Source organism: Pseudomonas sp. LPB4.O, assembly GCF_038383825.1.
GTDB classification, from domain to species: Bacteria; Pseudomonadota; Gammaproteobacteria; order Pseudomonadales; family Pseudomonadaceae; genus Aquipseudomonas; species Aquipseudomonas putida.
The window spans coordinates 3,590,205-3,613,998 of sequence record NZ_CP151298.1; the positions used below are offsets into that span (position 1 = coordinate 3,590,205).

20 protein-coding genes are annotated in these 23,794 nt (G+C 63.3%); 8 read left to right on the forward strand and 12 right to left on the reverse strand.

All coding sequences use genetic code 11. From position 1 onward, the window contains the following. The first annotated feature begins 40 nt into the window (after window positions 1–40). The 5 genes from MRBLPB4O_RS16220 (at window position 41) to dsdC (ending at window position 6,062) form a co-directional block, all read left to right on the forward strand. Window positions 41–763 carry a peptidase gene (locus MRBLPB4O_RS16220; protein ID WP_341795885.1) on the forward strand — a complete coding sequence of 241 codons (723 nt, stop codon included), beginning with the start codon at window positions 41–43 and terminating at the stop codon, window positions 761–763. Window positions 764–1,084: 321 nt separating this feature from the next. Then, a complete protein-coding gene (locus MRBLPB4O_RS16225) occupies window positions 1,085–2,221 on the forward strand; it encodes an MFS transporter (RefSeq protein WP_049274391.1) in 1,137 nt (378 codons plus the stop codon). A 139-nt stretch (window positions 2,222–2,360) separates the two neighbouring features. Further along, window positions 2,361–3,704: a gluconate:H+ symporter gene (locus MRBLPB4O_RS16230; protein ID WP_341795886.1), complete on the forward strand. Its 1,344-nt coding sequence runs from the start codon at window positions 2,361–2,363 to the stop codon at window positions 3,702–3,704. A gap of 34 nt (window positions 3,705–3,738) precedes the next feature. Next, window positions 3,739–5,088, forward strand: a complete 1,350-nt coding sequence (locus tag MRBLPB4O_RS16235) for a D-serine ammonia-lyase (RefSeq protein WP_341795887.1) — start codon at window positions 3,739–3,741, stop codon at window positions 5,086–5,088. 35 nt (window positions 5,089–5,123) lie between these two features. Continuing rightward, on the forward strand, window positions 5,124–6,062 hold the full coding sequence (gene dsdC, locus MRBLPB4O_RS16240) for a DNA-binding transcriptional regulator DsdC (protein ID WP_341795888.1): 939 nt from the start codon (window positions 5,124–5,126) through the stop codon (window positions 6,060–6,062). 209 nt (window positions 6,063–6,271) lie between these two features. Here dsdC and MRBLPB4O_RS16245 read toward each other — a convergent pair whose 3' ends face one another. From MRBLPB4O_RS16245 to pedF, 10 genes are all read right to left on the reverse strand, one after another. After that, window positions 6,272–6,886 carry a hypothetical protein gene (locus MRBLPB4O_RS16245; protein ID WP_341798895.1) on the reverse strand — a complete coding sequence of 205 codons (615 nt, stop codon included), beginning with the start codon at window positions 6,884–6,886 and terminating at the stop codon, window positions 6,272–6,274. A gap of 637 nt (window positions 6,887–7,523) precedes the next feature. After that, the gene (locus MRBLPB4O_RS16250; protein ID WP_016500215.1) at window positions 7,524–9,194 is read right to left on the reverse strand and encodes a NahK/ErcS family hybrid sensor histidine kinase/response regulator; all 1,671 of its coding nucleotides are present in this window, start codon (window positions 9,192–9,194) and stop codon (window positions 7,524–7,526) included. Then, window positions 9,178–10,341: an alcohol dehydrogenase-like regulatory protein ErcA gene (gene ercA / locus MRBLPB4O_RS16255; RefSeq protein WP_341795889.1), complete on the reverse strand. Its 1,164-nt coding sequence runs from the start codon at window positions 10,339–10,341 to the stop codon at window positions 9,178–9,180. Before ercA ends, MRBLPB4O_RS16250 begins: the two co-directional genes overlap by 17 nt. 143 nt (window positions 10,342–10,484) lie before the next feature. Next, on the reverse strand, window positions 10,485–10,556 hold the full coding sequence (gene pqqA, locus MRBLPB4O_RS16260; RefSeq protein WP_010455123.1) for a pyrroloquinoline quinone precursor peptide PqqA: 72 nt from the start codon (window positions 10,554–10,556) through the stop codon (window positions 10,485–10,487). Between the two features lie 168 nt (window positions 10,557–10,724). Continuing rightward, complete coding sequence (locus MRBLPB4O_RS16265) at window positions 10,725–12,245, reverse strand: aldehyde dehydrogenase family protein (protein ID WP_341795890.1); 1,521 nt, start codon at window positions 12,243–12,245, stop codon at window positions 10,725–10,727. A 140-nt stretch (window positions 12,246–12,385) separates the two neighbouring features. Beyond that, complete coding sequence (gene pedH / locus MRBLPB4O_RS16270) at window positions 12,386–14,173, reverse strand: PQQ-dependent alcohol dehydrogenase PedH (RefSeq protein WP_341795891.1); 1,788 nt, start codon at window positions 14,171–14,173, stop codon at window positions 12,386–12,388. 164 nt (window positions 14,174–14,337) lie between these two features. Then, entirely contained in the window at window positions 14,338–15,270 is a 933-nt protein-coding gene (locus MRBLPB4O_RS16275) for a quinoprotein relay system zinc metallohydrolase 1 (protein ID WP_341795892.1), read from the reverse strand. A 40-nt stretch (window positions 15,271–15,310) separates the two neighbouring features. Beyond that, a complete protein-coding gene (locus MRBLPB4O_RS16280) occupies window positions 15,311–16,072 on the reverse strand; it encodes a quinoprotein dehydrogenase-associated SoxYZ-like carrier (protein ID WP_341795893.1) in 762 nt (253 codons plus the stop codon). 95 nt (window positions 16,073–16,167) lie between these two features. Next, window positions 16,168–17,043, reverse strand: coding sequence for a transporter substrate-binding domain-containing protein (locus MRBLPB4O_RS16285; protein WP_341795894.1), 876 nt, complete (start codon window positions 17,041–17,043; stop codon window positions 16,168–16,170). Between the two features lie 5 nt (window positions 17,044–17,048). Further along, window positions 17,049–17,510, reverse strand: a complete 462-nt coding sequence (pedF, locus tag MRBLPB4O_RS16290; RefSeq protein WP_016486183.1) for a cytochrome c-550 PedF — start codon at window positions 17,508–17,510, stop codon at window positions 17,049–17,051. Between the two features lie 254 nt (window positions 17,511–17,764). Here pedF and exaA point away from each other — a divergent pair, with 254 nt between their 5' ends. After that, the gene (gene exaA / locus MRBLPB4O_RS16295; RefSeq protein WP_341795895.1) at window positions 17,765–19,660 is read left to right on the forward strand and encodes a quinoprotein ethanol dehydrogenase; all 1,896 of its coding nucleotides are present in this window, start codon (window positions 17,765–17,767) and stop codon (window positions 19,658–19,660) included. A gap of 170 nt (window positions 19,661–19,830) precedes the next feature. Continuing rightward, window positions 19,831–20,490: a pentapeptide repeat-containing protein gene (locus tag MRBLPB4O_RS16300; protein WP_341795896.1), complete on the forward strand. Its 660-nt coding sequence runs from the start codon at window positions 19,831–19,833 to the stop codon at window positions 20,488–20,490. A 2-nt stretch (window positions 20,491–20,492) separates the two neighbouring features. Here the strand turns inward: MRBLPB4O_RS16300 and MRBLPB4O_RS16305 are convergent, their stop codons facing one another. Both MRBLPB4O_RS16305 and MRBLPB4O_RS16310 read right to left on the reverse strand, forming a co-directional pair. Beyond that, the gene (locus MRBLPB4O_RS16305; RefSeq protein ID WP_341795897.1) at window positions 20,493–21,158 is read right to left on the reverse strand and encodes a response regulator transcription factor; all 666 of its coding nucleotides are present in this window, start codon (window positions 21,156–21,158) and stop codon (window positions 20,493–20,495) included. After that, window positions 21,158–22,432 carry a HAMP domain-containing sensor histidine kinase gene (locus MRBLPB4O_RS16310; RefSeq protein ID WP_341795898.1) on the reverse strand — a complete coding sequence of 425 codons (1,275 nt, stop codon included), beginning with the start codon at window positions 22,430–22,432 and terminating at the stop codon, window positions 21,158–21,160. Before MRBLPB4O_RS16310 ends, MRBLPB4O_RS16305 begins: the two co-directional genes overlap by 1 nt. Window positions 22,433–22,594: 162 nt before the next feature. Between MRBLPB4O_RS16310 and MRBLPB4O_RS16315 the strand changes: the two genes are divergently transcribed. Next, the gene (locus MRBLPB4O_RS16315) at window positions 22,595–23,788 is read left to right on the forward strand and encodes an ABC transporter substrate-binding protein (protein ID WP_341795899.1); all 1,194 of its coding nucleotides are present in this window, start codon (window positions 22,595–22,597) and stop codon (window positions 23,786–23,788) included. The last annotated feature ends 6 nt before the right edge of the window (window positions 23,789–23,794 follow it).

Sequence of the window (23,794 nt, forward strand, 5' to 3'; positions counted from 1 at the left end):
CGCGGCAAGACCACTCCACTCGCAACACAAGGGAAACCGCATGACTTACTGCGTCGCCATGCACCTGGAGGACGGGCTTGTCTTCATCAGCGACTCACGCACCAACGCCGGCATCGACCAGATCTCCACCTTTGCCAAGTTGTTCGTTTTCAGCCTGCCGGGCGAGCGGCTGATCGTGCTGCAGACCGCCGGCAACCTGGCAACCTCGCAGTCGGTGGTGAACCTGCTGCGCCAGCGTACCCAGGGCAGCGGCCCTCATCTGCTGAACGTTGCCACGCTCTACGACGCTACGGTGCTGGTTGCCGACACCCTGCGCGAAGTGGTCAGCCGTGACCGCAGCAAGCTTACTGCCGACGTCGACCTGAGCAGTTCATTCATTGTTGGCGGCCAGATAGCCGGCGGGCCCATGGCCATCTACAACGTCTACGCACAAGGCAATTTCTTCCAGGCCACGCCGGATACCCCGTTCCTGCAACTGGGTGAAAGTAAATACGGCAGGCCAATACTCGACCGCAACCTGGATTACCGCACACCGCTCGATGAGGCGCTGCGCTGCGGCCTGATTTCGTTCGACTCCACCATCCGCAGCAACCTGTCGGTGGGTATGCCGCTGGACTTGCTGGTGTACCGCAATAACACCCTGCAAAGCATGACGCGCCAGCGCATCACCAGCGACGATGCCTATTACCAGCAGATTCGCAGGCAGTGGAGTGACGGTCTGAAAACCCTGCTGGCCGAACTGCCAGCGCCGCCTTATGGCTGAATGAGCAAACTGTTCAGATCCTCTGGTGCCTGTACCGGCCTCTTCGCGGGTAAACCCGCTCCCACAGTGGAAGGATCTGGCTTGCACCATCACTCAGGCTACCGCATCACCTGGTCGGAGCAGCCTTGCGCTGCGAAGAGGCCGGTAGGGCTGAAGATCATCTTTGGCTGCAATGGCCTCTTCGCAGCACAAGGCTGCTCCTACAGGTCCGGTACTTGCCTTGGAATCGAGCCAATCAGTTGGACCACGTCAGTGACGTCAATTGCAATGTTCGAGACGCCGTGGGTTATCCTGCCCCCTCACCCCTGTCACGAGGCTGTCATGTCGTCCGCTGCCACACCGGTGCAAACCCACCGCGCCGACCAAGACTCCCGCAATGCCGCCCAGGTGCTCAGCCTGTGCCTGCCCAGTGACGTACTGCTCTACCTGCTACTGCCGATGTACGCAGCCGATTTTGGCGTGACCCTGGCCGAGGCTGGCATTCTGCTGGCGGCCAACCGCCTGGTGCGCATCATCGGCTACGGCTGGGTAGTGCGTTTCTATGCCCGCCACGGTGACCGCGCGGCCTGCAGCCTCGCCGCCTTCGCCGCCGCCGTGTGTGCACTGGGCAACGCGGTGCTGACCGGTTTCGCCGCGCTGCTGGTGCTGCGCCTGGTCTGGGGCCTGTGCTTCGCCACCTTCAACCTCAGCACCCAGACCCTCGCCACCGCTGAAGCACAAGGCGCCGCGCGGCGTGCCGGGCGTTCGCGGGCGAGCATCTCCATCGGGCCAATGCTGGCCTTGCCGCTGGGTGCGCTGATGGCCCAGGCCTACGGCCCGCGCAGTGTGTTCTTCGTGCTCTGCATCAGTGCCCTGTTCGGGCTGTGGCGTGCACGTGCCCTGCCCAGCACCGGCCACCCGGTCGCCAGCCGGGGTGGCCGGCGCCTGCGCCTGCCAGACAGCATTGCCACCTGGTCCTTCATCGAAGGGGTGGCCCTGGACGGCCTGTTCATCTTTGGCCTTTCGCTTTACGCACAAACCCACCTGGGTGAGTCCGGAGTGCTGGCAGCAGGTGTGCTGATGGCGGTGCGCTACCTGAGCGAAATGCTCTTCAGCCCCTTCGGTGGGCGCCTGGCCGACCGCTTCGGGCCGCTGCGCATGCTGGTGGTGCTGTCACTGGCCACGTCGATGGCGCTGCTGCTGTTTGGCAGCCACTGGCTGTTCATCGGCGCCTTCTTCGTGCTGGTGCTGCGTGCCCTGCAACTGCCGCTGGTGATGACACTGGTCGCCCTGCGCAACCCGCAACAACGCATCCAGGCCCTGGCCGGCAATGCCATATGGCGCGACATCGGCGCTGGGCTCGGGCCGATGCTTGCGGGGGTATTGCTGCCGCAGGTACCGGCGATCTGGGCCTATGCCGGGGCGGCACTGGCGGTTGCGGTGGCAGCGTTGAATTGTGCCTGGTCGGCGCGGCATTGAGCGCTGGCGCCATGCATGACATGGGCTCACCTATGGGGTGAGGAGTGATCGTTTGAGTCGATCAAATCGCTGAAATCTAATGGGTGCAAACCAACAAGAAGCTCGCACGGAAGCGATCAGCGATAGAGAAAACCACACGATGACTCCAACGTTCTCATTACTCGTCCTGGGCACCGCGATACTCCTGATCGTCGTCATGATCAGCAAACTCAAAGTACACCCGTTTCTGGCCTTGATGGCCGCAAGCCTGGTGGTCGGTGTCGGCACCGGCATGGCGCCTACGGCAATCGTGGCGGCATTCGAGAAAGGCATGGGCAGCACGCTGGGCTTTCTTGCCGGCATCATCGGCCTGGGCAGTATCCTCGGCAAACTGCTGGAGGAATCCGGAGGCGCCAGGCGCATCGCCACCACGCTGCTGAACAGGCTGGGGGAACGCAATGCCTCGTGGGCAATGATGCTCGTCGGCTTCATCGCCGGCATCCCGGTATTCTTCGAGGTCGGCTTCGTCCTGCTGATTCCGTTGATCTACGTGGTGGCACGGCAAACCCGCATCAGCATGCTGTCCCTCGGCGTGCCGCTGGCCACTTCGCTGATGGTGGTGCACTGCATTCTCCCGCCACATCCGGCCGCCACAGCCATCACCGGCATGCTCAATGCGGATATCGGTACTGTCATCCTGTACGGCCTGATCGTTGGCCTTCCGACCGCTATCATCGCGGGCCCCGTGTGGGTTCGCTTCACCTGTAGCCGTGAAGCTGGCGAATCCCAGCAGGCCTTCCTGTCTGCGCGCACGGTGGCTCAAGCAGAAGAGCAGGCAATGCCCGCGTTCGGCATCACACTCACCACCGTACTGCTGCCACTGGTGTTGATGGTCGGCAAAACGTTGGCCGTCACGGTCCTGGACAAGGGCTCTGCGCTGTACGAGTGGGTGGCCTTCCTCGGCAGCCCATTGATTGCCCTGACGCTGTCGGTGGTGTTCGCCTACTGGGCGCTGGGCTTGCGTCGCGGCCTGGATATGGCGCACCTGCTGAGCCTGACCCAGCGCTGTTTCCCTCCCCTGGCCGGCATTCTGCTGATCATCGGTGCCGGCGGTGCCTTCAACGACATGCTCGTGGGCAGCGGCATCGGCAAGGCACTGGCCGATGTGCTGAACCAGACGCAGCTCAACCCGATCATCCTCGCCTGGTTGATCGCCGGGATCATGCACTTTGCCGTCGGCTCGGCCACCGTCGCGATGATCAGCGCGGCCGGCATGGTAATGCCGATCCTTGGCCAGCACCCTGAATACAACCGGGAAATCCTGGTGATCGCCATCGGTGCGGGCGCCATCGGCTGGACCCACATCACCGACTCGGCGTTCTGGGTGGTGAAGGAATACCTGGGCCTTTCCCTGAGTGATGCACTGAAGAAGTTCACTGCCGCTACAGTGCTGGCCTCGGTAGTCGCCTTGTGCCTGACCCTGCTCCTTTCGAAGATTGTCTGATCTACTCTGCACATACCGCACTACAGGTGAAATCATGATTCACGGAAAAACCCTGGAAGCCTGGCAACAAAGCCACCCGATCATCGCCGAGCTGGTGGCCCTGAAGCCAACCAGCTGGTTCAACCCTGGCATCGCCAAGGCTGCAGAAGCCCTGCGCGACGTGGGCCTGACGGCGGCTGACGTGCAAGCCACCAGCGCGCGGCTGCAGCGGTTCGCGCCCTACCTGGCCACCGTATTCCCCGAGACGGCAGCGGCCGGCGGGGTCATCGAGTCGCACATTACCCCGCTGCCACAGCTGCGCCAGCTGCTTGTCCAGGAGGGATCGCTGCAGAACGTGGGCAGCCTGTGGCTCAAGGCGGACAGCGACTTGCCTATCTCCGGCTCGATCAAAGCCCGGGGCGGCATCCATGAAGTGCTCAAGCACGCCGAGGACCTGGCCCTGGCGGCCGGCTTGATCACCCCCACGGATGACTACACCAAACTGGCGAGCGACCAGGCCCGCGCATTCTTCAGCCAGTACAAGATCGCAGTGGGCTCGACCGGCAACCTGGGGCTGTCGATTGGCATCATGAGCGCCAAGCTGGGCTTCCAGGTGAGCGTGCACATGTCGTCTGACGCCAGGCAATGGAAGAAGGACAAGCTGCGGGCCAACGGCGTCACGGTGGTCGAACACGCCTCCGACTACAGCGTGGCGGTCGAGCAAGGCCGCCAGCAGGCGGCATCAGACCCCAGCTGTTACTTTGTCGACGACGAAAATTCCCCACAGCTGTTTCTCGGCTATGCCGTGGCCGCCGAACGGTTGGCGCGGCAATTCGACCAGGCGGGCATCCAGGTAAACGCAGATCATCCATTGTTCGTGTACCTGCCGTGCGGCGTAGGGGGCGGCCCAGGCGGTGTTGCGTTCGGGCTGAAGCTGGTATTCGGCGATGCGGTGCACTGCATCTTCGCCGAGCCCACCCATTCCCCCTGCATGCTGCTGGGTGTCTATACCGGCCTGCACGATGAAACCAGCGTGCAGGACTTCGGCATCGACAACATCACCGCTGCCGACGGCCTGGCGGTCGGGCGCCCATCAGGGTTTGTCGGCAAAGCCATGCAGCGCCTGATCGATGGTTACTACACCGTGACCGACGAAGAACTGTACCGCTTGATGGTCATCGCCCATGAGCAGGACAAGGTCAAACTGGAACCCTCTGCCCTGGCCGGCGTACCCGGTATGCTGCGGGTGCTGCAAGCAGGCGAGTACCTGGCTCGCCAGGGCTTCACCCCAACCCAGCTGCAGCAGGCTACCCACCTCGTCTGGGGGACGGGTGGCAGCATGGTGCCGGACGATGAATTCAACGCCTATCTGGCGAAAGGGCGCAGCCTGCAGGCAAACGTGTAACCGCAATCTGCTAACGGCGCAGGAAGGATTGATCAATGAAAAAGCCCGGCGGCGGCGCCGTGAAACTCAATGGCTCGCACCTGGGCAGCCTGCATGTCTTTCTGGTGGCGGCACGCCACTTGAGCTTCTCGCGCGCCGCCGATGAGCTGTGCCTGACCGCCAGTGCCGTGAGCCATCGCATCAATCGCCTGGAAGATGAGCTGGCGTTCAAGCTGTTCCACCGCATGCCGCGCAAGGTCAGCCTCACCGAAGACGGCGAGCGCCTGTTCGCGGTCATGCAACGGACCATGGATGAGTTAAGCGAAGCCGTGCAGGAACGTGCTCACGCCGAAATCGCCGGCCAGTTGACGTTGTATGTGCGCCCGTCCGTCGCACAATGCTGGCTGGTGCCGCGGCTGGCGCAGTTCACTGCCCGCTACCCTGATATCCAGCTGGATATCAGGGTGGGCAACGAGAGCATCGATTACCGCACCCGCAAGATCGACCTGGTCCTGTGTTATTCGGATGGCCATCATCCGGGGTTGCAGAGCATCCACTTGATGGACGAGCGGATTGCCCCGGTGTGCTCCCCCCGTTATGCAGAAACCCATGCACTGACCGGTGACCTGCACCCCCTGGATCACTGCACCGCCTTGCATGACGTAGCGGCCTGGGACAACGCTGCATTCGATGCAGAATGGCAGCTCTGGGCCAACACCACAGGTACGGGTATCAGCCTCCCGCGCCGATTCCTCACATTCGATCGCTCCGACCTGTGCACGCTCGCCGCGCTGAATCACGTAGGCATCGCCATTGGCCGCGAACAGCTGGTCAAGGATCGCATTACACGAGGTGAGCTGGTTTTGCCGTTCGGTGGTTTCGTCGACACCCCCAACTATGGCTATTACCTGGTCTACCCGCATCATGACCCGATGCCCAAACGCCTGCAGGTGTTGATCGACTGGCTCGTGAAAGAAGCCTGCACTGACCTGTAGGAGCGGCCAGTGCAGGCCCAAGGACTGGGTCAGGCGCGGATACACTGGGCAAACGGCCGGGGAGATATCCGAGCCGGTAGGGTTGTGGCACACCGGCTGGATGAGGAACAAACGGGGCCAGTTCAGCCTGTGTCATGTCCAAAGCCTCAACAACGCCGCGAACGTTACAGGTTCGCAGCGTTATGCGTTCACAGCCGTGGCTCAAGCGATCAGCAAGGAATGCCCGCCAGCGGCCAGACAGGTGCTTGCGTCGCTTTGGCCATAGTGCGTTTTCGCGCCCACTGGGTCAGTGCGGCCATCAGGGCAAAGCCGAGCAGGATCATGACGGGATAGGCCAGCAACAACTCGGTCAGCGAATACTTCCAGGCCAGCGGCCGACCGACACCCAACATTGCCGCATATAACCAGGACACACCGGACAATGCGCCGGAGAACAGTGCAAACATGCGCACGCCGATATTCAGGTCAAGCAAAGAGCCCGCCTTGAGTAAAGCCGGCAAGACATAGCGGTGCAACAACATGCCATTGAATGTCAGCAACAGGACAATAATAACTTTGGCGTGAAGTTTCGGATTGGCAAAGTAACTCACGCCTTTTTCAAGGTAGTCGACACCGATGACGGCAGCCCCGGTGAGCCACAAGAACATCAAGGCGTTCGTTACAGACTTCTGCAAACGTGCCATATGCCTACCGTCATGCCCGGCCGGTTGATGCCCCTTCAACAAGTCCCTGACCATCTCGGCATCGCTGGCAAACACCAGCCCGATGGCAACGCAGCAGGCCAGCAAATGAACATAAATAACCGACAACCGCACCAGCTCCATGGATTCTTTCTGCCCGAACAGGCTAATAATTGTATTAAACTCCACGTCGAATTCTCCACGTAATGCATTAGCGCTAGCGGGCCTTGCTACAGGCGTGCGAACGGCGTGGTCGCAGCGGCAAGCCCCCATTCATATCGTTAATTGAAACAGCGGATTGAAACTTGAATACACAGCGGCTCAACCGTTGAGCCTCGGTTTGGCATAGGCGTTACTCCATGATCAGAGACAATAAAAATCCCCATGTGCATCCCTGCGGCGCACATGCGTTTTAAGGTTGATAACTTCCTGGAAGGTGCCAAGTGCAGTTCATGCGAATACACCTGCTGGCAAATATGAGCCATCAACAGTGAAATCGTTCATTTCTTGGGCAAAAGCACCGACCAGCGGTATTTAAAGCCGCATTAGTTAGTTTGCTAGCTTCTTGCAAGCTGACCGAACGGTAAAGTTTTTGATCACTGGATCCAAACTTTGCAACGGGTCTTCACGGCTCTACTTCGTTGTTCGCAGGGCAACTCCAAATCAGGGGGGGTGTACAGCGCCACCCCATTTCATTTTTTCGCGGGCAAGCCCGCTCCCACAGGTACAGCGCAGGCTTCGGGCAAAGGCAGTAATCGCGCCCCCAATGAGCCCTGCGCAATCAATGCTCCTGTAGTAACTGGCTCAATACCGCGCGCAATTTCCCAGGCTTGACCGGTTTGTTCAAAAGCGGCGCCCCCAGTTTCTGCAAGCCCCGCCGGCATTGATCGCTGCGGTCGGCGGTGATGATCACCGCCGGTATGGCAACCGCAAAATGCTCACGCAAATACCTGACCACCTCGCAACCCACCACGCCATGGTCCAGGTGGTAGTCGGCCAGGATCAGTTCCGGGGCCTGCCCCTGCAAGGCCAGCAAAGCACCTGCCTGGTCGGTCGCGGTCACCACTTCGCAGCCCCACTGCCCAAGCAGCGCGCCCATGCTCTCAAGGATGCTCACTTCGTTGTCCAGTACCAACAGCCGGCGGCCCGGTAGCGGGTTGCCGACGCTTGGCAGCGGCACAGCCTGGTGAGCGGCCAGCGGCACCTCTTTACCCAGCGGGACCTCGATGCTGAACACCGAGCCACGCCCCGGCCACGAACGTACCTCAATCCGGTAGCCGAGAATCTTGGCAATCCGCTCGACGATGGCCAACCCCAGCCCCACGCCCTTGCGATCCGCTGCGCGGCCGACGTCCAGTTGGTTGAACTCAAGGAAGATCGCCTGCAGCCGGTCTTCGGCGATACCCCGCCCGGTATCCCACACTTCCAGCCGCAAATGACCACCCCGGCGCCTTGCCCCCAGCAAGATCCGGCCTTCGTCGGTGTAGCGGCAGGCGTTGCTGAGGAAGTTGCGCAGGATACGTGTCATCAGCCGCAGGTCAGTGCTGATGGCACAATCCGGGATGCGCGCATGCAGCTTGAGGCCTTCCGCATCGGCCACCGAGCGGAACTCCGAAACCAGTGGTGCGAACAACTCGTCGAGGCGGTACACGGCCACGTCCGGCTTCACCGCTGCCTGGTCGAGCCGGGAAATGTCCAGCAGGTCGGTCAGCAAGTCTTCGGCGCCCTCAAGGGCCTGGTGGGTACGCTCCACCAGCACGTGCTCGGCCTCTGGCAATGGCCGCTCGCGCAAGGTGGAGATCAGCAGGCGGGCGGCGTTCAGCGGTTGCAGCAGGTCATGGCTGGCGGCAGCCAGGTATTTGTCCTTGCTGCGGTTGGCAGCTTCTGCAGCATCGCGGGCCTCCAGCAATTCATCGGTACGAGCAGCAACCCGTTGCTCCAGCTCGTCATTAAGCTGTTGCAGGCGTTGCTGGGCCAGCTTACGTTCGGTGATGTCGGCGACAAAACCCTCCACCAGCCCTTCCTGCCCGGGCTTGAGCAGCAGGTTCATCAGCACGTCGAGGTGGCTGCCGTCCTTGCGCCGCAAGCGGGTTTCATAGCCGTGCAGGCTGCGCTCACGGGCGAGGATCGCGGTAATCGCCTGCAACTCCTCGGCACCGCCGTCGAACAGGTTGGCGGCCAGGTCCGTCAGGGAAAACAGCACCGCTTGCGGGTCGTCGTAGCCCAGCATGCGCGCCAGCGCCGGATTGGCGGCACGCATGCCGTCCTGCAGGCTAGCCTGGAAAATCCCGTGCACGGCATTTTCGAACAGCCACTTGTAGCGGTTGCGCTCGGCCTCCAGCTCGTCCAGGCGGGCGGAAAGCTCCGGGTAATGGCTTTTGCGTGCGGAGTGGTCGCCCAGCCCCAACAGCCCGGCCAGTGCCCGCTGCTGCTCGTCAGAGGGCCTCGCCATAAACGACCTCGACATCACGCTGGCTCGACGCACGGGGGTTGGTGAGGATGCACGGGTCATCCATCGCGTGTTGCGACAGGAACGGAATGTCCGCGGTGCGCACCCCATGCAGGCCCAGGGTTTCATGGAAGCCGATGGCGTGCTTCAGGGCAATCAGGTGCTCCACCAGGCGCCCGCAGATCTGCCGCTGGTTGAGGCCGCGGCAATCAATACCGAACACCTCGGCAATCACCTTGAAGCGCTCTGGCGCCGAGCTGTAGTTGAACGCCACCACGTGCTCCACCAGCACGGCGTTGCACAAGCCATGGGGCAAGTCGAGGAAGCCGCCCAGGCTGTGGGACATGGCATGAACCGCGCCCAGAATCGCGTTGGAGAACGCCAGCCCCGCCTGCATGCTGCCCAGCATGATCTTCTCGCGCAGGCCGATATCGGCCGGGTTGGCGATCATCTCCACCAAGTTGCCGTTGATCAGGCGCATGGCTTCCAGTGCGTGGGGGTCGGTCAGCGGGCCGTGGCCGGTGGAAACAAAGGCCTCGATGGCATGCACCAGCGCATCGATACCGGTGCAGGCCGACAGGAACGGGTCCATGCTCAGGGTGGTTTGCGGGTCGATCAGCGACACGTCCGGCACCACCGCCTTGCTGACGATGGAGAACTTCATGCGTTCCTGCTGGTTGGAGATGATCACGAACTGCGAAACGTCCGCCGAGGTGCCGGCCGTGGTCGGGATCAGGATCAGCGGCGGGCTGGGCACGCGGATCATGTCCACGCCTTCGAATTCGAGGATGCTGCGCCCGTGGGCCACCACGATACCGATGGCCTTGCCGCAATCCATCGGGCTGCCGCCGCCGACGGCGACGATCACATCGCAGTGGTTCTGCCGGTAGATCTCGGCGCCGAGCATCACCTCTTCGACCCGCGGGTTGGGCGACACGGCCGTATACAGGCAGTAATCGATGCCCTGGGCCTGCAAGCTGGCCTCTACGTCCGCCACCCAGCCGGCGGCGATCACGCCCGGGTCGCTGACCACCAGCACCTTGCGGGCACCGAAGGTTTTCGCGTAATTGGCGACGTTATGCCGGCATCCGGCACCAAAGATGATTTCAGGCGATACGAACTTGCGAAGCGGGCTGAAACTCTGGCTCATTGGCAAGCCTGTTCTTATTGTTCTGGAAGGTAACCGCCAGCGTAAAGCATCCCGTAGCGAAAGCAACCAGACCAATGAGCAGCACTGGCTCAGCCACGGGCAGTCGGAGGAACCGGCCACCGTAGTGATGGCCGGGTGGCACATCAACGGTTGGCGAAATACATCGTCACTTCAAAGCCAATGCGCAGGTCGGTAAAGGCAGGTTTATTCCACATGGGCAGTCCTCTTCTTGTGCCGGGGGAGTCCGGTAGATGCATTAATGCACGGGGGGCGCCAGGGCCGAATGCTACTTTGGAAGGAGCTTGCAGGGTGCGTTGGTAGGGGATTTTGTTTCCTGTGCCGGCCTCTTCGCGGGCATGCCCGCGAAAAGGCCGCGACGCGGTCTAGAAGAAGCCCAGCGGGTTGATGTCGTAGCTTACCAACAGGTTCTTGGTCTGCTGGTAGTGGTCGAGCATCATCTTGTGGGTCTCACGGCCCACGCCAGACTTCTTGTAGCCGCCAAACGCTGCATGGGCCGGGTACAGGTGGTAGCAGTTGGTCCACACGCGGCCGGCCTTGATGCCGCGGCCCATCCGGTAGGCGCGGTTGATGTCGCGGGTCCACAGGCCGGCGCCCAGGCCAAACTCCGTGTCGTTGGCAATCGCCAGCGCTTCGGCTTCGTCCTTGAAGGTGGTCACGCCCACCACCGGGCCGAAGATTTCTTCCTGGAACACACGCATCTTGTTGTTGCCTTTGAGCAGGGTCGGCTGGATGTAGTAACCGCTGCCCAGGTCGCCCTGCAGCCGCTCGGCAGCGCCGCCGGTGAGCAGCTGCGCGCCCTCCTCCTTGGCAATCTGCAGATAGGACAGAATCTTGTCGTATTGCTGCTCCGAAGCCTGGGCGCCAACCATGGTCTCGGTGTCCAGCGGGTTGCCCCGCGTTATCTTGGCGATCTTCTTCATCACCTCGGCCATGAATGGCTCGTAGATCGATTCCTGGATCAGTGCCCGTGACGGGCAGGTGCACACCTCGCCCTGGTTGAAGAACGCCAGCACCAGGCCCTCGGCGGCCTTCTCGATGAACGCGGGCTCGGCCTGCATGATGTCTTCGAAGAAGATGTTCGGCGACTTGCCGCCCAGTTCGACGGTGGACGGGATGATGTTCTCGGCCGCGCATTTCATGATGTGCGAACCCACCGGGGTGGAGCCAGTGAAGGCGATCTTGGCGATGCGCTTGCTGGTGGCCAAGGCCTCGCCGGCCTCACGGCCGAAGCCCTGGACGATGTTCAACACGCCCGCCGGCAGCAGGTCGGCGACCAGCTCGGCAAAAATGGTGATCGACAGTGGCGTCTGCTCGGCCGGCTTGAGCACCACACAGTTGCCGGCGGCCAGGGCTGGGGCAAGCTTCCAGGCAGCCATCAGCAACGGGAAGTTCCAGGGGATGATCTGCCCGACCACGCCCAGCGGCTCATGGATGTGATAAGCCACGGTGCCTTCGTTGATTTCGGCCGCGCCGCCCTCCTGGGCACGGATGCAACCGGCAAAATAGCGGAAGTGGTCCGCTGCCAGCGGCACGTCGGCATTGAGCGTTTCGCGCACCGCCTTGCCGTTGTCCCAGCTTTCGGTGACGGCCAGCACTTCCAGGTTCTGTTCGATACGGTCGGCAATCTTCAGCAGCACCAGGGCGCGGTCTTGCACCGAGGTCTTGCCCCAGGCTTCGGCGGCTGCGTGTGCGGCGTCCAGGGCGCGGTCGACGTCCTGGGCAGTGGAACGCGGGAATTCGGCAATCGGCTGGCCATTGACCGGCGAACTGTTGGTGAAGTACTGGCCAGCCAACGGTTGCACGAACTCGCCATTGATGAAGTTGCCATAACGTGGCTTGAAGGACACGACGGCGCCTGGGGTTCCGGGTTGTGCGTAGATCATGCTGAGCCTCTGCGGGTCGATGCCTGTCCCACGACAGGCGATGGACCGATGGTAAAAAGCCCCGCGTGCCAGGCGAATGCATCGTTGGCAGCGGGGCTCTCGTCATTTGGTAGTAGGGCTGCTTGCCTCAGGCCACTGCTTTACGGCTTGGCGCTGGCCGTTTGCTGCAGCTGCTTGGGCAGCTTGAAGGTCCAGAGCATGCCGCCCTGGTTGAAGTCCTTGACCCGCTTGGCCACTTCGCCACCCCACAGCGGTACCGCGCCGCCCCAGCCGGAGACCACCGACACGTATTGCTCGCCGTCCATTTCCCAGGTCACGGGCGAACCAAGCACGCCGGAGCCGGTCTGGAATTCCCAGACCTTGTCGCCGGTCTTGGCGTTGAAGGCCTGCAGGAAGCCTTCCGGCGTGCCGGTGAACACCAGGTTGCCCTTGGTGGTCAGCACCCCGCCCCACAGCGGCGCGTAGTTCTTGTGCCGCCACACCTCCTTGCCACTGATCGGGTCGATGGCACGCAGCACGCCAATGTAGTCTTCGTTGAGCGGCTTGATGGTGAAGCCGGCGCCGAGGAACGCCGCGCCTTTCTTGTAGGCGATGCCTTCGTTCCAGATGTCCATGCCCCACTCGTTGGAGGGCACGTAGAACAGCCCGGTGTCCTTGTTGTAGGCCATCGGCATCCAGTTCTTGGCGCCGAGGAACGCCGGGGCGACGAACACCGAGCTGCCCTTGGCTTCGCTGCCGGGTGCGCCTGGGCGGCTGGCCTCGTTGTAGATCGGCCGGCCGTCCTTGTCCAGGCCGGTGGCCCAGGTGATCTTGTCGACGAAGGGGAAGCCGCGAATGAACTTGCCGTTGGTGCGGTCCAGCACGTAGAAGAAGCCGTTGCGGTCGGCCGTGGCAGCGGCCTTGACCTCCTTGCCGCCATCCTTGTAGTTGAACGAGATCAGTTCGTTGACGCCGTCGAAGTCCCAGCCGTCATGCGGCGTGCTCTGGAAGTGCCACTTGATGGTGCCGTCGTCCGGGTTCAGCGCCAGGCGCGACGAGGAATACAGGTTGTCACCGGGGCGCAGGTGCGAGTTCCACGGTGCCGGGTTGCCGGTGCCGAACAGGATCAGGTTGGTTTCCGGGTCGTAGTAACCGCCCAGCCAGGGCGCAGCGCCGCCGGTCTTCCACAGGTCCCCGGGCCAGGTCTTGCCCGCCTCGCCGCCGGAAATACCGTTCTCGATCGCCTTGCCGTCCTTGTACACGTAGCCCATGTGCCCTTCCACGGTGGGGCGCATCCACAGCAGCTCGCCGTTTTCCGGGTTGTAGGCCTGGATCTTACCCACCACGCCGAACTCGCCACCGGCGACGCCGGTGATCAGCTTGCCGTTGACGATCATGGGCGCGGCGCTGATGGAATAGCCTTCCTTGTGGTCGGCCACCTTCTTGCTCCAGACCACCTTGCCGGTGTCCTTGTTCAGGGCCACCAGTTTGGCGTCCAGGGTGCCGAAGAACACCAGGTCGCCGTACAGCGCCACGCCGCGGTTGATCACGTCGCAGCAGGGGCGGATGTCATCCGGCAGGCGTGCATCGTATTGCCACAGTTTCTTGCCGGTGCGCGCATCCACGGCGAACACCCGCGAGTAGGAACCGGTCAGGTACATCACCCCGTCCTTGATCAGCGGCTGGGCCTGCTGGCCGCGTTGCTTTTCACCACCGAAGGAGAACGCCCAGACCGGCCGCAGTTCCTTGACGTTGTTGGCATTGAGCAGGTCCAGCGGGCTGTAGCGCTGGCCCTGCACACCCAGGCCATTGGTCACGATCTGCTGCGGGTTCTTCGGGTCCTGGAGGATTTCTTCAGTGCTGACAGCGGCGTGGGCTGCACCGGCAAGCAGCATGGCGCTGAGCACCAGGCTCACGGCGAACATGGGGCGACGCGGGGATCGGGTCATGACGGCTACCTTTGGTTTTTTTGTTGTGCCCGGGAAAATTTCCCGGTGTGCCGGGAATTCTTGGTTGCCGCCAGTTCGCCAACAATTGCCCGCAGTGCGGAGTTTTCTAGTTCCTTGGTACAGGGCTGCGTCCCCAAGACAAGCGCGATCCCTTGGGGATAGCGTCAGGGGTTGGCGTCGACCCTCTGGAGTTGTTGGCGTTCGTAGCGGGGATACAGATGGCTGACACTGCGAATCAACTCATAACGGGTCAGGGTGATCCCGGCAAAGCGTTCGGGGATGGGGCTGCGGATCATCTCGGCCATGTCGTCGCCACGCGCCGCGCCGTCGCGCATCAGGCCATCCAGCCAGCCCAGGTAATCACGCATCTGCGCAAACGGCCGGGCATCGCTGGCCACCGGCCCGTGCCCGGGCACAAGCAGCTTCCAGGGCAAGGCTTGCAGGGTGTCCAGGTCCTTTTGCCACACCCCCAGCCCCGGGCTGTTGGGGGTGGTCAAGGCACGCTCGTAGAACACCAGGTCGCCAGCGAACAGCACGCCGGTCTTCTCATCCAGAATCGCCAGGTCGGCGCCGGTATGCCCGCCTAGCTCCAGCAACCGCAGGCGGTGCCCGCCCACCTCGTGGATACCCGGCTGCAGCACCTGGGTAGGCAGCACCACTTCGGTGCCGCGCATCCAGTCGCCGACCAGGCGGTACATGTTCTCGGCCATGGCCTCGCCCTGCTGGCGCAGCAAGTCGCCGGTACCGGCCAAGGCGCCAATAGGCACATCGGCAAAGGCCTGGTTGCCCAGTACATGGTCAGGGTGATGATGGGTCAGCAGCACTTCCAGCACCGGCTTTTCGGTGGTGGCGGCAATCGCCTGGCGCAACGCGTCGCCGTAACGCTTCGACGGCCCGCTGTCGATCACCACCACACCGCTGTCGGTGACAATGAACGCGGTATTGACGATATTGCCGCCATTGGCCTTGGCGAAGTTGTCGGTGCTGCCCTCCAGTAGCCAGGTATCCTCCGCAATCTGCCGGGGCACAAGCCGATAGTCCAGGTCTGCCTGGGCCGGCAGCCCCAGGCACAGCAGCAACAGCATCATCCAACGCATGAAGAGCGCCTCTGGTCAGGGGTGAAATCGGGCAATGGGCTCAGGGCACTGCCGCTTCGAACTGGTTGCCGCTGTTGTCCTGCAACAGCAGCCGGGTCGGCCCGGCGCCCTGGATATCGAAGCCCAGGCTGGGGTTTTCGCTGACCGCCGGGTACAGCTCAAGGCTGGCCAGGCGCTGGCCTTTCGCGTCCTGCAACTCGGCATGGTTGAGGAAGAACTCGGGAATACCGCTGACCAGGCCGTTGTCCATCGGGTGGGCCACCTGCAGGCGCAAGCGGCTGCTGTCGCCACGCGGGTAGCGCCCGCCCAGCACTTCACCGAGGTGTTCTTCCCAGCCAGGCTGCGTGCGCACCACGCTGGGCGCGGTACAGCCGCCGCCGGCGGCATCGATCAGGGTCGAGCCGACGTGCCACAGGCCGTCGCGCGTCAGCACGGCGGCGCGCAGCGGCGTGGCCTGTTCGATGCGGATGCGGATCGACAACCACGGCAACACGTGCTCGCCGGGCTGAAAGTCGACAATGCGCGGCAATGGGTTGAGCTCGGCCCAGGCGATTATCCGCACCACCTCGCCAGCGAATGCCCGGGCGTCGATTTCCAGCGGCACCTGCCGTGCGTCCTCGGCAAAGGGCGGCGCCAGCAGCTTGACCCGGTCATCGAAGACGAACGCGGCCTGGCCCAGCAGCTGCTTGTGGTAGAAGTCCCACATCACCGAGGGCACCGGGTCCGTCTGGGGGGCTGGGATGGCAGCCTGGGCTGACCAGGGTATCCAGCAGGCCAGCAGGAAAGTCGCTCGCCAGTTCATGGCCTGCTCCTGATTGAACAACACATAAGCCACTGATTCAGCGAGGCCCTGTGGGAGCGGGCATGCCCGCTCCCACAGGGAAGGTGTGTGCCCCGCTATTGATACATCTCCGGAACCTCGTAGCGCAGGCCGTAAGCTGCATACATCGCCTTGAGCCGGCCATCGCGGATCATCGCCTCAAGGGCTTCTTCCACGGCATAGGCCAGCTGACGGTTGCTTTCATGGACAGCCATGCCGATTTCCCAGGCCTGCTTGCCCAGGTTGGGGTAGGCGTTTTCCGCCAGGGCCAGTTGCGGGTCGGCGGCCTGGTGCAGCTGCCAGTCAACTTCGCCACGCATCGCCATCACCGCGTCCACCTGGCCGGCCTTCATTGCTTCAAACGCCTGCTGTACACCGGGGTAATGACGGGTTTTGGCACTGAGCATGCCGTTGAACACCGAAGTGAGGTAGAACGAAGGCACGCTGTCCACCTCGACCCCGATCGGATGCTGCTGGAACACCGCCACACTGGCCACCGACTTCAGACGACGCTGGTCGTAGGCCACTTGCCAGCGCTCTTGCTGATAAGGGCCGAACATCACCACCTGCGCGTTTTCCAGCTCGCCCAGTTCGTTGCGTTTTTGCGCGTAGGCGTGGTCGTAGGGCACCCTCATCATCAGGTCGGCCAACTGCTGGTGGCGCAGCGGGCTGCCGCGCCAGATGTAATCGCGCAGGTCATCGTCAAGCTTTTCCCCGGCCGGCGCCCAGATCAGTTGCAAGCGCACCCCCAAGGCGGTCGCCAACGCCTGCGCCAGCTCCACATCGACACCCCGGGGCTTGCCGTGGTCCTCGAAACTGTAGGGCGCGAAATCCTTGTACACCGCCACCTTCAGTTCGCCAGCGGCGATGATCGCGTCGTAGTTGCGCACCTGCGCCTGGGCCGTCGCGCACCACAGCAGCAGGCTACAAAGCCACACGGCAAACAGACGCATGGCCGTCACTCCTCGACGTGCACGCTGTCCAGGTAGGTGCGCACCGCCCACAGGGCTTCCTGGCTGAGGTAGTCGGCCATCTTCGGCATGTACACACGGCCATCGCGGACCGCGCCATGGCGTACCCGTTCGACAAACCATTCATCCCCGGCGTCACCGGCATCGAGCATGCGCAGGTCGGGGGCAATACCGCCGGACTTGGCCTCCAGGCCATGGCAGGCAGCGCAATTCTGGTTGTAGGCCGAGGCGCCGATCTCCACGGCCTTGTCGTGCTCGGGCGAGCTGCGGTAAGGGTTTACTGCCGCCCAGCCGTCGCCGTCCAGGCTTACACCGGCGTCCTTGATCGGGGTCAGGCCCTTGGTCTCCACCGCCTGGGGCACTACGTTGCCATGGGCCCAGGCCGTACCGGTCAGCACCGCTGCAGCCAGCAGCCCTGCAGCAAGCAACACATTGCGTTTTGTTGTCATTGTTATGCCCTCACCATTGCACGCAAAGCCTCAACCAGAGAGGCCGTGCCGCCATCTTAGAAACAGCCTGCGGGCGCTCGAATGCTGCTTTGGTGGCCGGGCCTTACTCCCTTGGTAGTAGGGCTTGTGGCGAAGGGCCAATTGAGGTGCCGTTCGGGAACTATTCCCGGCAAGGGCGGGACTTTTTCCGTATCCCGCGACAGCTCCCCCGCCCCACCCTGTGCAGGCCAAAACCTCCACTGGGAACTGCAACCATGACAATAAGATCGCTACCCGCCCTTTCCCCTCTGGCCCTGAGCGTGCGCGTCCTGCTACTGGCCGGTGGCCTGGCCCTGGGCAATGTGGCAACAGCGGCCACTGCACCTTCTGCACCTGCCGGCAAGAGCGTCACCTGGGAAGACATCGCCAACGACCACCTGACCACCAAGGACGTGCTGCAGTACGGCATGGGCACCAATGCCCAGCGCTGGAGCCCGCTGGCCCAGGTCAATGACCAGAACGTTTTCAAGCTGACTCCGGCCTGGTCGTACTCCTTCGGCGACGAGAAGCAGCGCGGCCAGGAATCCCAGGCCATCGTCAGCGACGGCGTGGTCTACGTCACCGGCTCGTACTCGCGGGTTTTTGCCCTCGATGCCAAGACCGGCAAGCGCCTGTGGACCTACAATCACCGCCTGCCCGACAACATTCGCCCGTGCTGCGACGTGGTCAACCGTGGGGCGGCCATCTTCGGCGACAAGATCTACTTCGGCACCCTGGACGCGCGGCTCATCGCCCTCGACAAGCACACTGGCAAAGTCGTGTGGAACAAGAAGTTCGGCGACCACAGCGCCGGCTACACCATGACCGGCGCCCCGGTGCTGATCAAGGACAAGACCAGCGGCAAGGTGCTGCTGATCCATGGCAGCTCGGGCGATGAATTCGGCGTTGTCGGCCAGCTGTTCGCCCGTGACCCGGACACTGGCGAAGAGGTATGGATGCGGCCCTTCGTCGAAGGCCACATGGGCCGCCTGAACGGCAAGGACAGCACCCCCACCGGCGACGTCAAGGCGCCATCCTGGCCAGACGACCCAACCACCGAAACCGGCAAGGTGGAAGCCTGGAGCCACGGCGGCGGCGCCCCTTGGCAGAGCGCCAGCTTCGATGCCGAGACCAACACCATCATCGTCGGCGCTGGCAACCCTGGCCCCTGGAACACCTGGGCGCGCACCTCCAAAGATGGCAACCCCCACGACTACGACAGCCTCTACACCTCGGGCCAGGTCGGTGTCGACCCCAGCACCGGCGAGGTCAAGTGGTTCTACCAGCACACCCCCAACGATGCTTGGGACTTCTCCGGCAACAACGAGCTGGTACTGTTCGACTACAAGGACAAGGACGGCAAGGTGGTCAAGGCCACCGGGCACGCCGACCGCAACGGCTTCTTCTACGTGGTGGACCGCAACAACGGCAAGCTGCAGAACGCCTTCCCCTTCGTCGACAACATCACCTGGGCCAGCCATATCGACCTGAAGACCGGGCGCCCGGTTGAAAACCCCGGCCAACGCCCGGCCAAGCCGCTGCCGGGTGAAACCAAGGGCAAGCCGGTGGAAGTCTCGCCGCCGTTCCTGGGTGGCAAGAACTGGAACCCGATGGCCTACAGCCAGGACACCGGTCTGTTCTACATCCCGGGCAACCAGTGGAAAGAGGAATACTGGACCGAGGAAATGAACTACAAGAAGGGTTCGGCGTACCTGGGCATGGGCTTCCGGATCAAGCGCATGTACGACGACCATGTCGGCACCTTGCGCGCCATGGACCCGACCACCGGCAAGCTGGTGTGGGAGCACAAGGAGCACCTGCCGCTTTGGGCAGGCGTACTGGCAACCAAGGGCAACCTGGTGTTCACCGGCACTGGCGACGGCTTCTTCAAGGCCTTCGACGCCAAGACGGGCAAGGAGCTTTGGAAGTTCCAGACCGGCAGCGGCATCGTCTCGCCGCCTATCACCTGGGAGCAGGACGGCGAGCAGTACATCGGCGTGACCGTGGGCTACGGCGGCGCCGTGCCGCTGTGGGGCGGCGACATGGCCGAGCTGACCAAGCCGGTGGCTCAGGGCGGCTCGTTCTGGGTGTTCAAGATCCCGAGCTGGGACAACAAGACTGCGCAGCGTTGACTGCCTGAGGTAAAGCGTTACTGGGGCTGCTTTGCAGCCCATCGCCGGCAAGCCAGCTCCCACACTACGGTGCAGATCTCAAGGGCTGTGCAGTCCCTGTAGGAGCTGGCTTGCCGGCGATGGGCCGCGCGACCCCGCAAATGCCCTGTTCCAACTGAGAGCCTTTCACCATGAACTACCTGCCATTTGCCTTGCTGTTGGTACTGTCCCCTGCCTTGGCCGTGAGTGCCGACGACGATGGCAACGATGCCCCCTTGACCATCAACGGCTGCGTCATTGCCGAAGCCAGCCAGTGCCCGGGGGCCAACCTGCGCGGTGCCAAGCTGGCCAACCAGGACCTGCGCAAGATGAACCTGGCCGGCGCCGACCTGCGTGATGCCGACCTGCGCCATGCCCGGCTGGACCTGGCCAACCTGGAAAAAGCCCGCCTGCAGGGCGCCAACCTGACCCGTGCCAGCCTGCAACAGAGCAACCTGCGTGTGGCTGACCTGAGCAACAGCAAGCTGGTGGCCATTCAGGGCTGGGGCTTGTTCGCCCAAGGGGCACAGTTTGCAAAGGCCGACCTCAGTGCAGCCTGCTTGCAGTTCGCCAGGCTGTCCGGGGCGAAGCTGCAGCAGGCCAACTTGCAGGCGGCGGACCTGGAGATGGCGTGGCTGAGCAAGGCTGATTTGCAAGGGGCCAACCTGAGCGATGCCAACCTGCAAGAGGCCAAGTTTAGCCAGAGCAACCTTGCGCGTGCCGATTTGCGCGGGGCGCGGCAGCATTACGGGAATTTCCAGGAGGCCAACATGGAGGGGTGCAAGGGGTGCCCGGATACATGGGACAAATGAGTTCAGTTAGCAGGGGCCGCTGACAAACCTCGCCCCGCCACCTTCACCACCCCCAGGTTGATGCCCAGGTGCACCAGCTCGGCATGCGAACTGACCTGCAACTTGCTCTTGAGCAAGGTCAGATGATTGGACACAGTCTTGGCGCTGATGCACAGCTGCTCGGCAATCACCCGCATCGGCGTACCTTTGGCCAGCATGGTGAAAATCTCCAGTTCACGCTGGGTCATGCGCTGCAAGCGCGGGTCACTGGTGCTTTGCTGTGACGTGCACGCCAACTGGGTAGCCAAGGGTTGTTCGATGTAGGCGTGCCCGGCCAACACGCGCTGCACGGCCTCGATCAACACCTCGGGCGCCGAGTTCTTGGTCAGGTAGCCCGAGGCCCCCGCCTCCAGCGCCTGGCGCACCAGCGGCAGCTCGTCGTGCATGCTGAAAAACAGCACCCGTAGCTGAGGCAGGCGCTGGCGCAGGCGGCGGGTGGTTTCCAGGCCGCTGATACCCGGCAGGCCAAAGTCCATGATCACCAGGTTCGGTACTTGCTCCTGTACCCGGGCCAAGGCCTCTTCACCACTGGCGGCCTCACGCACCTGCATCGCCGGCAATACCGTGCGCAGCAGGCTGGCATAGCCCTGGCGGACCACAGCATGGTCATCGACCAATACGATATTCATCACACCTCCTTGGGAATGTTCAGGGCCAGCGCCCAGCCGCCACCCGGGCGGCTCAAGATGCGCAACTCCCCCCCAAGGCTGCGCGCACGCTCGGCCATCGAGTGCAGGCCTACCCCTGGGCGATGGGGCGGGTGCGCACCGCGGCCATTGTCGCGAATGAACAGGCGCAAACCCTTGGCACTGCGCTGCAGGCGCACCCGCACCTGGCTTGCGCCGGCATGCCGGGCGACGTTGGTCAGTGCCTCTTGCAGCAAGCGGTATAGGTGCGTTCTGCTGGCCCCGGGCAGCGCCGGCAAGTGCTCGCCAACCCGCAGCCGGCACTCGATGCCCTGGCTGGCCTGCCACTGGCTCACCAGCAGGCCGAACGCCTCGGCCAGCGGCATGTAGTGCAGCGCCACCGGATACAGGTTGTGCACCAAGGCGCGAAAACCGTGCTGGAGGCGCTCGCAATTGAGTTCGAGGTCGTGCGCCGTCTGTGTCACCACCGCAGGTTGCTCGGCCACCATACGCAACAGACAGAGCTGGGCACGAATACCTGCCAGGTATTGCCCCAGGTCGTCGTGCAGCGCCTGCGCCAGCTGGGTACGCTCATGCTCCTGTGCCGCCAGCAGTGCCTGGGTCAGCTGCGCATTGTCGCCCCTGGCCTGCTCCAGCGTCGCGGTCATATGGTTGAAGTAAGCCGCCAGCTGGCGCGCCTCCGGCAGGCCCGCCTCGCGCAAGCGCGCAGTCAACTGCCCGCCCGAAACCTGGCGCAAGGCGCACAGCAGCTCATCCAGCAAGCCCATGGCCCGCCGTACCGCCCAGCGAATGGTCAGCAAGCTCAACAGCAAGGCCAGGCCACACAGGCCAAGCAGTTGCTGCAGAGAGTCCCAGACTTCGTCGATCTCATCCCGCGGATCGACCGCAATCAACACCCGGCGCCCGTCATTCAGCTCCAGCAGCCGACTGCTGCTGGGGCGCTCGCCAAACAGCTGGTGGCCCAGCCAGGCATCCAGCCCGGTCTGCGGCGGTAACCGCGGCGCTTCACCCGGCGCCAGCCAGTGCACCCGCACATGGCGCAGGCTCTGGGTCAGCCGGGGTTGCAGGCTTGCCGGGTCGCGTTCGGCAGTGTCACCGAGATACGCCACCACCGCTTCGGCAGACTGCAACTCACGCTCTACATCAGCTATCGCCTGGTGCAACAACACGCCGGCACAGGCTAGCGCCACCAAAGCGAAACAGAACGTGACCCACAGGTTGATCCGCCACAGGGCCGACAGGTTGACAAGGCGCACAGGCGATTCTCCTCGGGGCGTCGTGGCCCATCGTGCTCCCCATCCTAAAGCCGCAGCACCCGCGCCGAATTACTACCTTGGTACCGGGCTAGCGCTACTTTCTGCATATTTCCTCCTCTCGGCGGGCTTCCTATGCTGGCGCCATCTGCCGTGGAGTGTGTTATGCGCCAGCCTGCCCACCTTGCCCTGACCTGCCTGTTGGCCCTGGCCGCGACGCTGTCTGCGCCCCTGGCGCCCGCCGCTCAGGGCCAACCCGCAGCACCACTGCAAGTGCGCATCGGCTACCTGGGCTATCGGCCCGACCCCGGCCCGCTGCTGTCCAATGTCATTTCTGAGCCTGCCGACGCCGGGCGGCAAGGTGCCGAGCTGGCGATTGTCGACAGTAACAGCACCGGGCGCTTCTTGAAGCAGCAGTTCCAGCTGAGCAACGCCACGGTCGACAGCCCCGAGGCGCTGCTGCAGGCGGCAAAGGCACAGCACGACCAAGGCCTGCGGCTGTTTGTGGTGAATGCCCCGGCCGCCAGCCTGCGCGCTTTGTCTGCCGCCCTGCCCGACAGCCTGCTGTTCAACGCCGGCAGCCCCGACGACAGCCTGCGCAGCAGCCAGTGCCTGGGCAATGTGCTGCACAGCCTGCCGGGGCGGGCCATGCTGGCCGATGCGCTGGTGCAATTCCTGGTGCTGCGCAAGTGGCAGCGGGCGCTGCTGGTGGTTGGCCAGACCGAAGACGACCAGGCCTACGCCGCCGCCCTGCGCCGTTCGGTGAAGCGCTTTGGCGTGCAATTGGTAGCGGAGAAGACCTGGACCTTCGACAACGACCAGCGCCGCAGCGCCCAGGCCGACATGCCGCTGTTCACCCAAACCGCCGAATACGACGTGGTGCTGGTGGCCGACGAGCGCGGCGACTTTGGCGAGTACCTGCCCTACCAGACCTGGTACCCCCGCCCCGTGGCCGGCACCCAGGGCCTGACCCCCACCGGCTGGCACAAGACCGTGGAAACCTTTGGCGCAGCGCAGCTGCAAAAACGCTTCGAGGCCCAGGCCGGGCGCTGGATGAATGACCGCGACTTTGCCGCCTGGATGGCCGTGCGCAGCATTGCCAGCGCAGCCAGCAAGCTGCGCCAGGCCGAACCCCGCGCGCTACAACAACTGCTGCTCAGCGAACAGCTGCCACTGGATGGTTTCAAGGGCCGCAAGCTCAGCTACCGCCCGTGGAATGGCGAACTGCGCCAGCCAATCCCGCTGGTGCAGCCGCGCGCCCTGGTCAGCACTTCGCCGCAGGAGGGCTTCCTGCACCCTTTCAACGAAATGGACAGCCTGGGCTACGACAAGCCCGAAGTGACCTGCAGCTACCCCTGATCCGAT

What these genes read in the sequence shown, in the direction of transcription:
- dsdC (WP_341795888.1), top strand. Translation starts at nt 5,124, where the DNA reads ATGAAAAAGCCCGGCGGCGGCGCCGTGAAACTCAATGGCTCGCACCTG.
- ercA (WP_341795889.1), bottom strand. Translation starts at nt 10,341, where the DNA reads ATGAGCCAGAGTTTCAGCCCGCTTCGCAAGTTCGTATCGCCTGAAATC.
- MRBLPB4O_RS16225 (WP_049274391.1), top strand. Translation starts at nt 1,085, where the DNA reads ATGTCGTCCGCTGCCACACCGGTGCAAACCCACCGCGCCGACCAAGAC.
- MRBLPB4O_RS16235 (WP_341795887.1), top strand. Translation starts at nt 3,739, where the DNA reads ATGATTCACGGAAAAACCCTGGAAGCCTGGCAACAAAGCCACCCGATC.
- MRBLPB4O_RS16220 (WP_341795885.1), top strand. Translation starts at nt 41, where the DNA reads ATGACTTACTGCGTCGCCATGCACCTGGAGGACGGGCTTGTCTTCATC.
- MRBLPB4O_RS16305 (WP_341795897.1), bottom strand. Translation starts at nt 21,158, where the DNA reads ATGAATATCGTATTGGTCGATGACCATGCTGTGGTCCGCCAGGGCTAT.
- MRBLPB4O_RS16245 (WP_341798895.1), bottom strand. Translation starts at nt 6,886, where the DNA reads ATGGAGCTGGTGCGGTTGTCGGTTATTTATGTTCATTTGCTGGCCTGC.
- pedH (WP_341795891.1), bottom strand. Translation starts at nt 14,173, where the DNA reads ATGACCCGATCCCCGCGTCGCCCCATGTTCGCCGTGAGCCTGGTGCTC.
- MRBLPB4O_RS16275 (WP_341795892.1), bottom strand. Translation starts at nt 15,270, where the DNA reads ATGCGTTGGATGATGCTGTTGCTGCTGTGCCTGGGGCTGCCGGCCCAG.
- MRBLPB4O_RS16285 (WP_341795894.1), bottom strand. Translation starts at nt 17,043, where the DNA reads ATGCGTCTGTTTGCCGTGTGGCTTTGTAGCCTGCTGCTGTGGTGCGCG.
- MRBLPB4O_RS16250 (WP_016500215.1), bottom strand. Translation starts at nt 9,194, where the DNA reads ATGGCGAGGCCCTCTGACGAGCAGCAGCGGGCACTGGCCGGGCTGTTG.
- pedF (WP_016486183.1), bottom strand. Translation starts at nt 17,510, where the DNA reads ATGACAACAAAACGCAATGTGTTGCTTGCTGCAGGGCTGCTGGCTGCA.
- MRBLPB4O_RS16230 (WP_341795886.1), top strand. Translation starts at nt 2,361, where the DNA reads ATGACTCCAACGTTCTCATTACTCGTCCTGGGCACCGCGATACTCCTG.
- MRBLPB4O_RS16315 (WP_341795899.1), top strand. Translation starts at nt 22,595, where the DNA reads ATGCGCCAGCCTGCCCACCTTGCCCTGACCTGCCTGTTGGCCCTGGCC.
- MRBLPB4O_RS16300 (WP_341795896.1), top strand. Translation starts at nt 19,831, where the DNA reads ATGAACTACCTGCCATTTGCCTTGCTGTTGGTACTGTCCCCTGCCTTG.
- MRBLPB4O_RS16280 (WP_341795893.1), bottom strand. Translation starts at nt 16,072, where the DNA reads ATGAACTGGCGAGCGACTTTCCTGCTGGCCTGCTGGATACCCTGGTCA.
- MRBLPB4O_RS16265 (WP_341795890.1), bottom strand. Translation starts at nt 12,245, where the DNA reads ATGATCTACGCACAACCCGGAACCCCAGGCGCCGTCGTGTCCTTCAAG.
- exaA (WP_341795895.1), top strand. Translation starts at nt 17,765, where the DNA reads ATGACAATAAGATCGCTACCCGCCCTTTCCCCTCTGGCCCTGAGCGTG.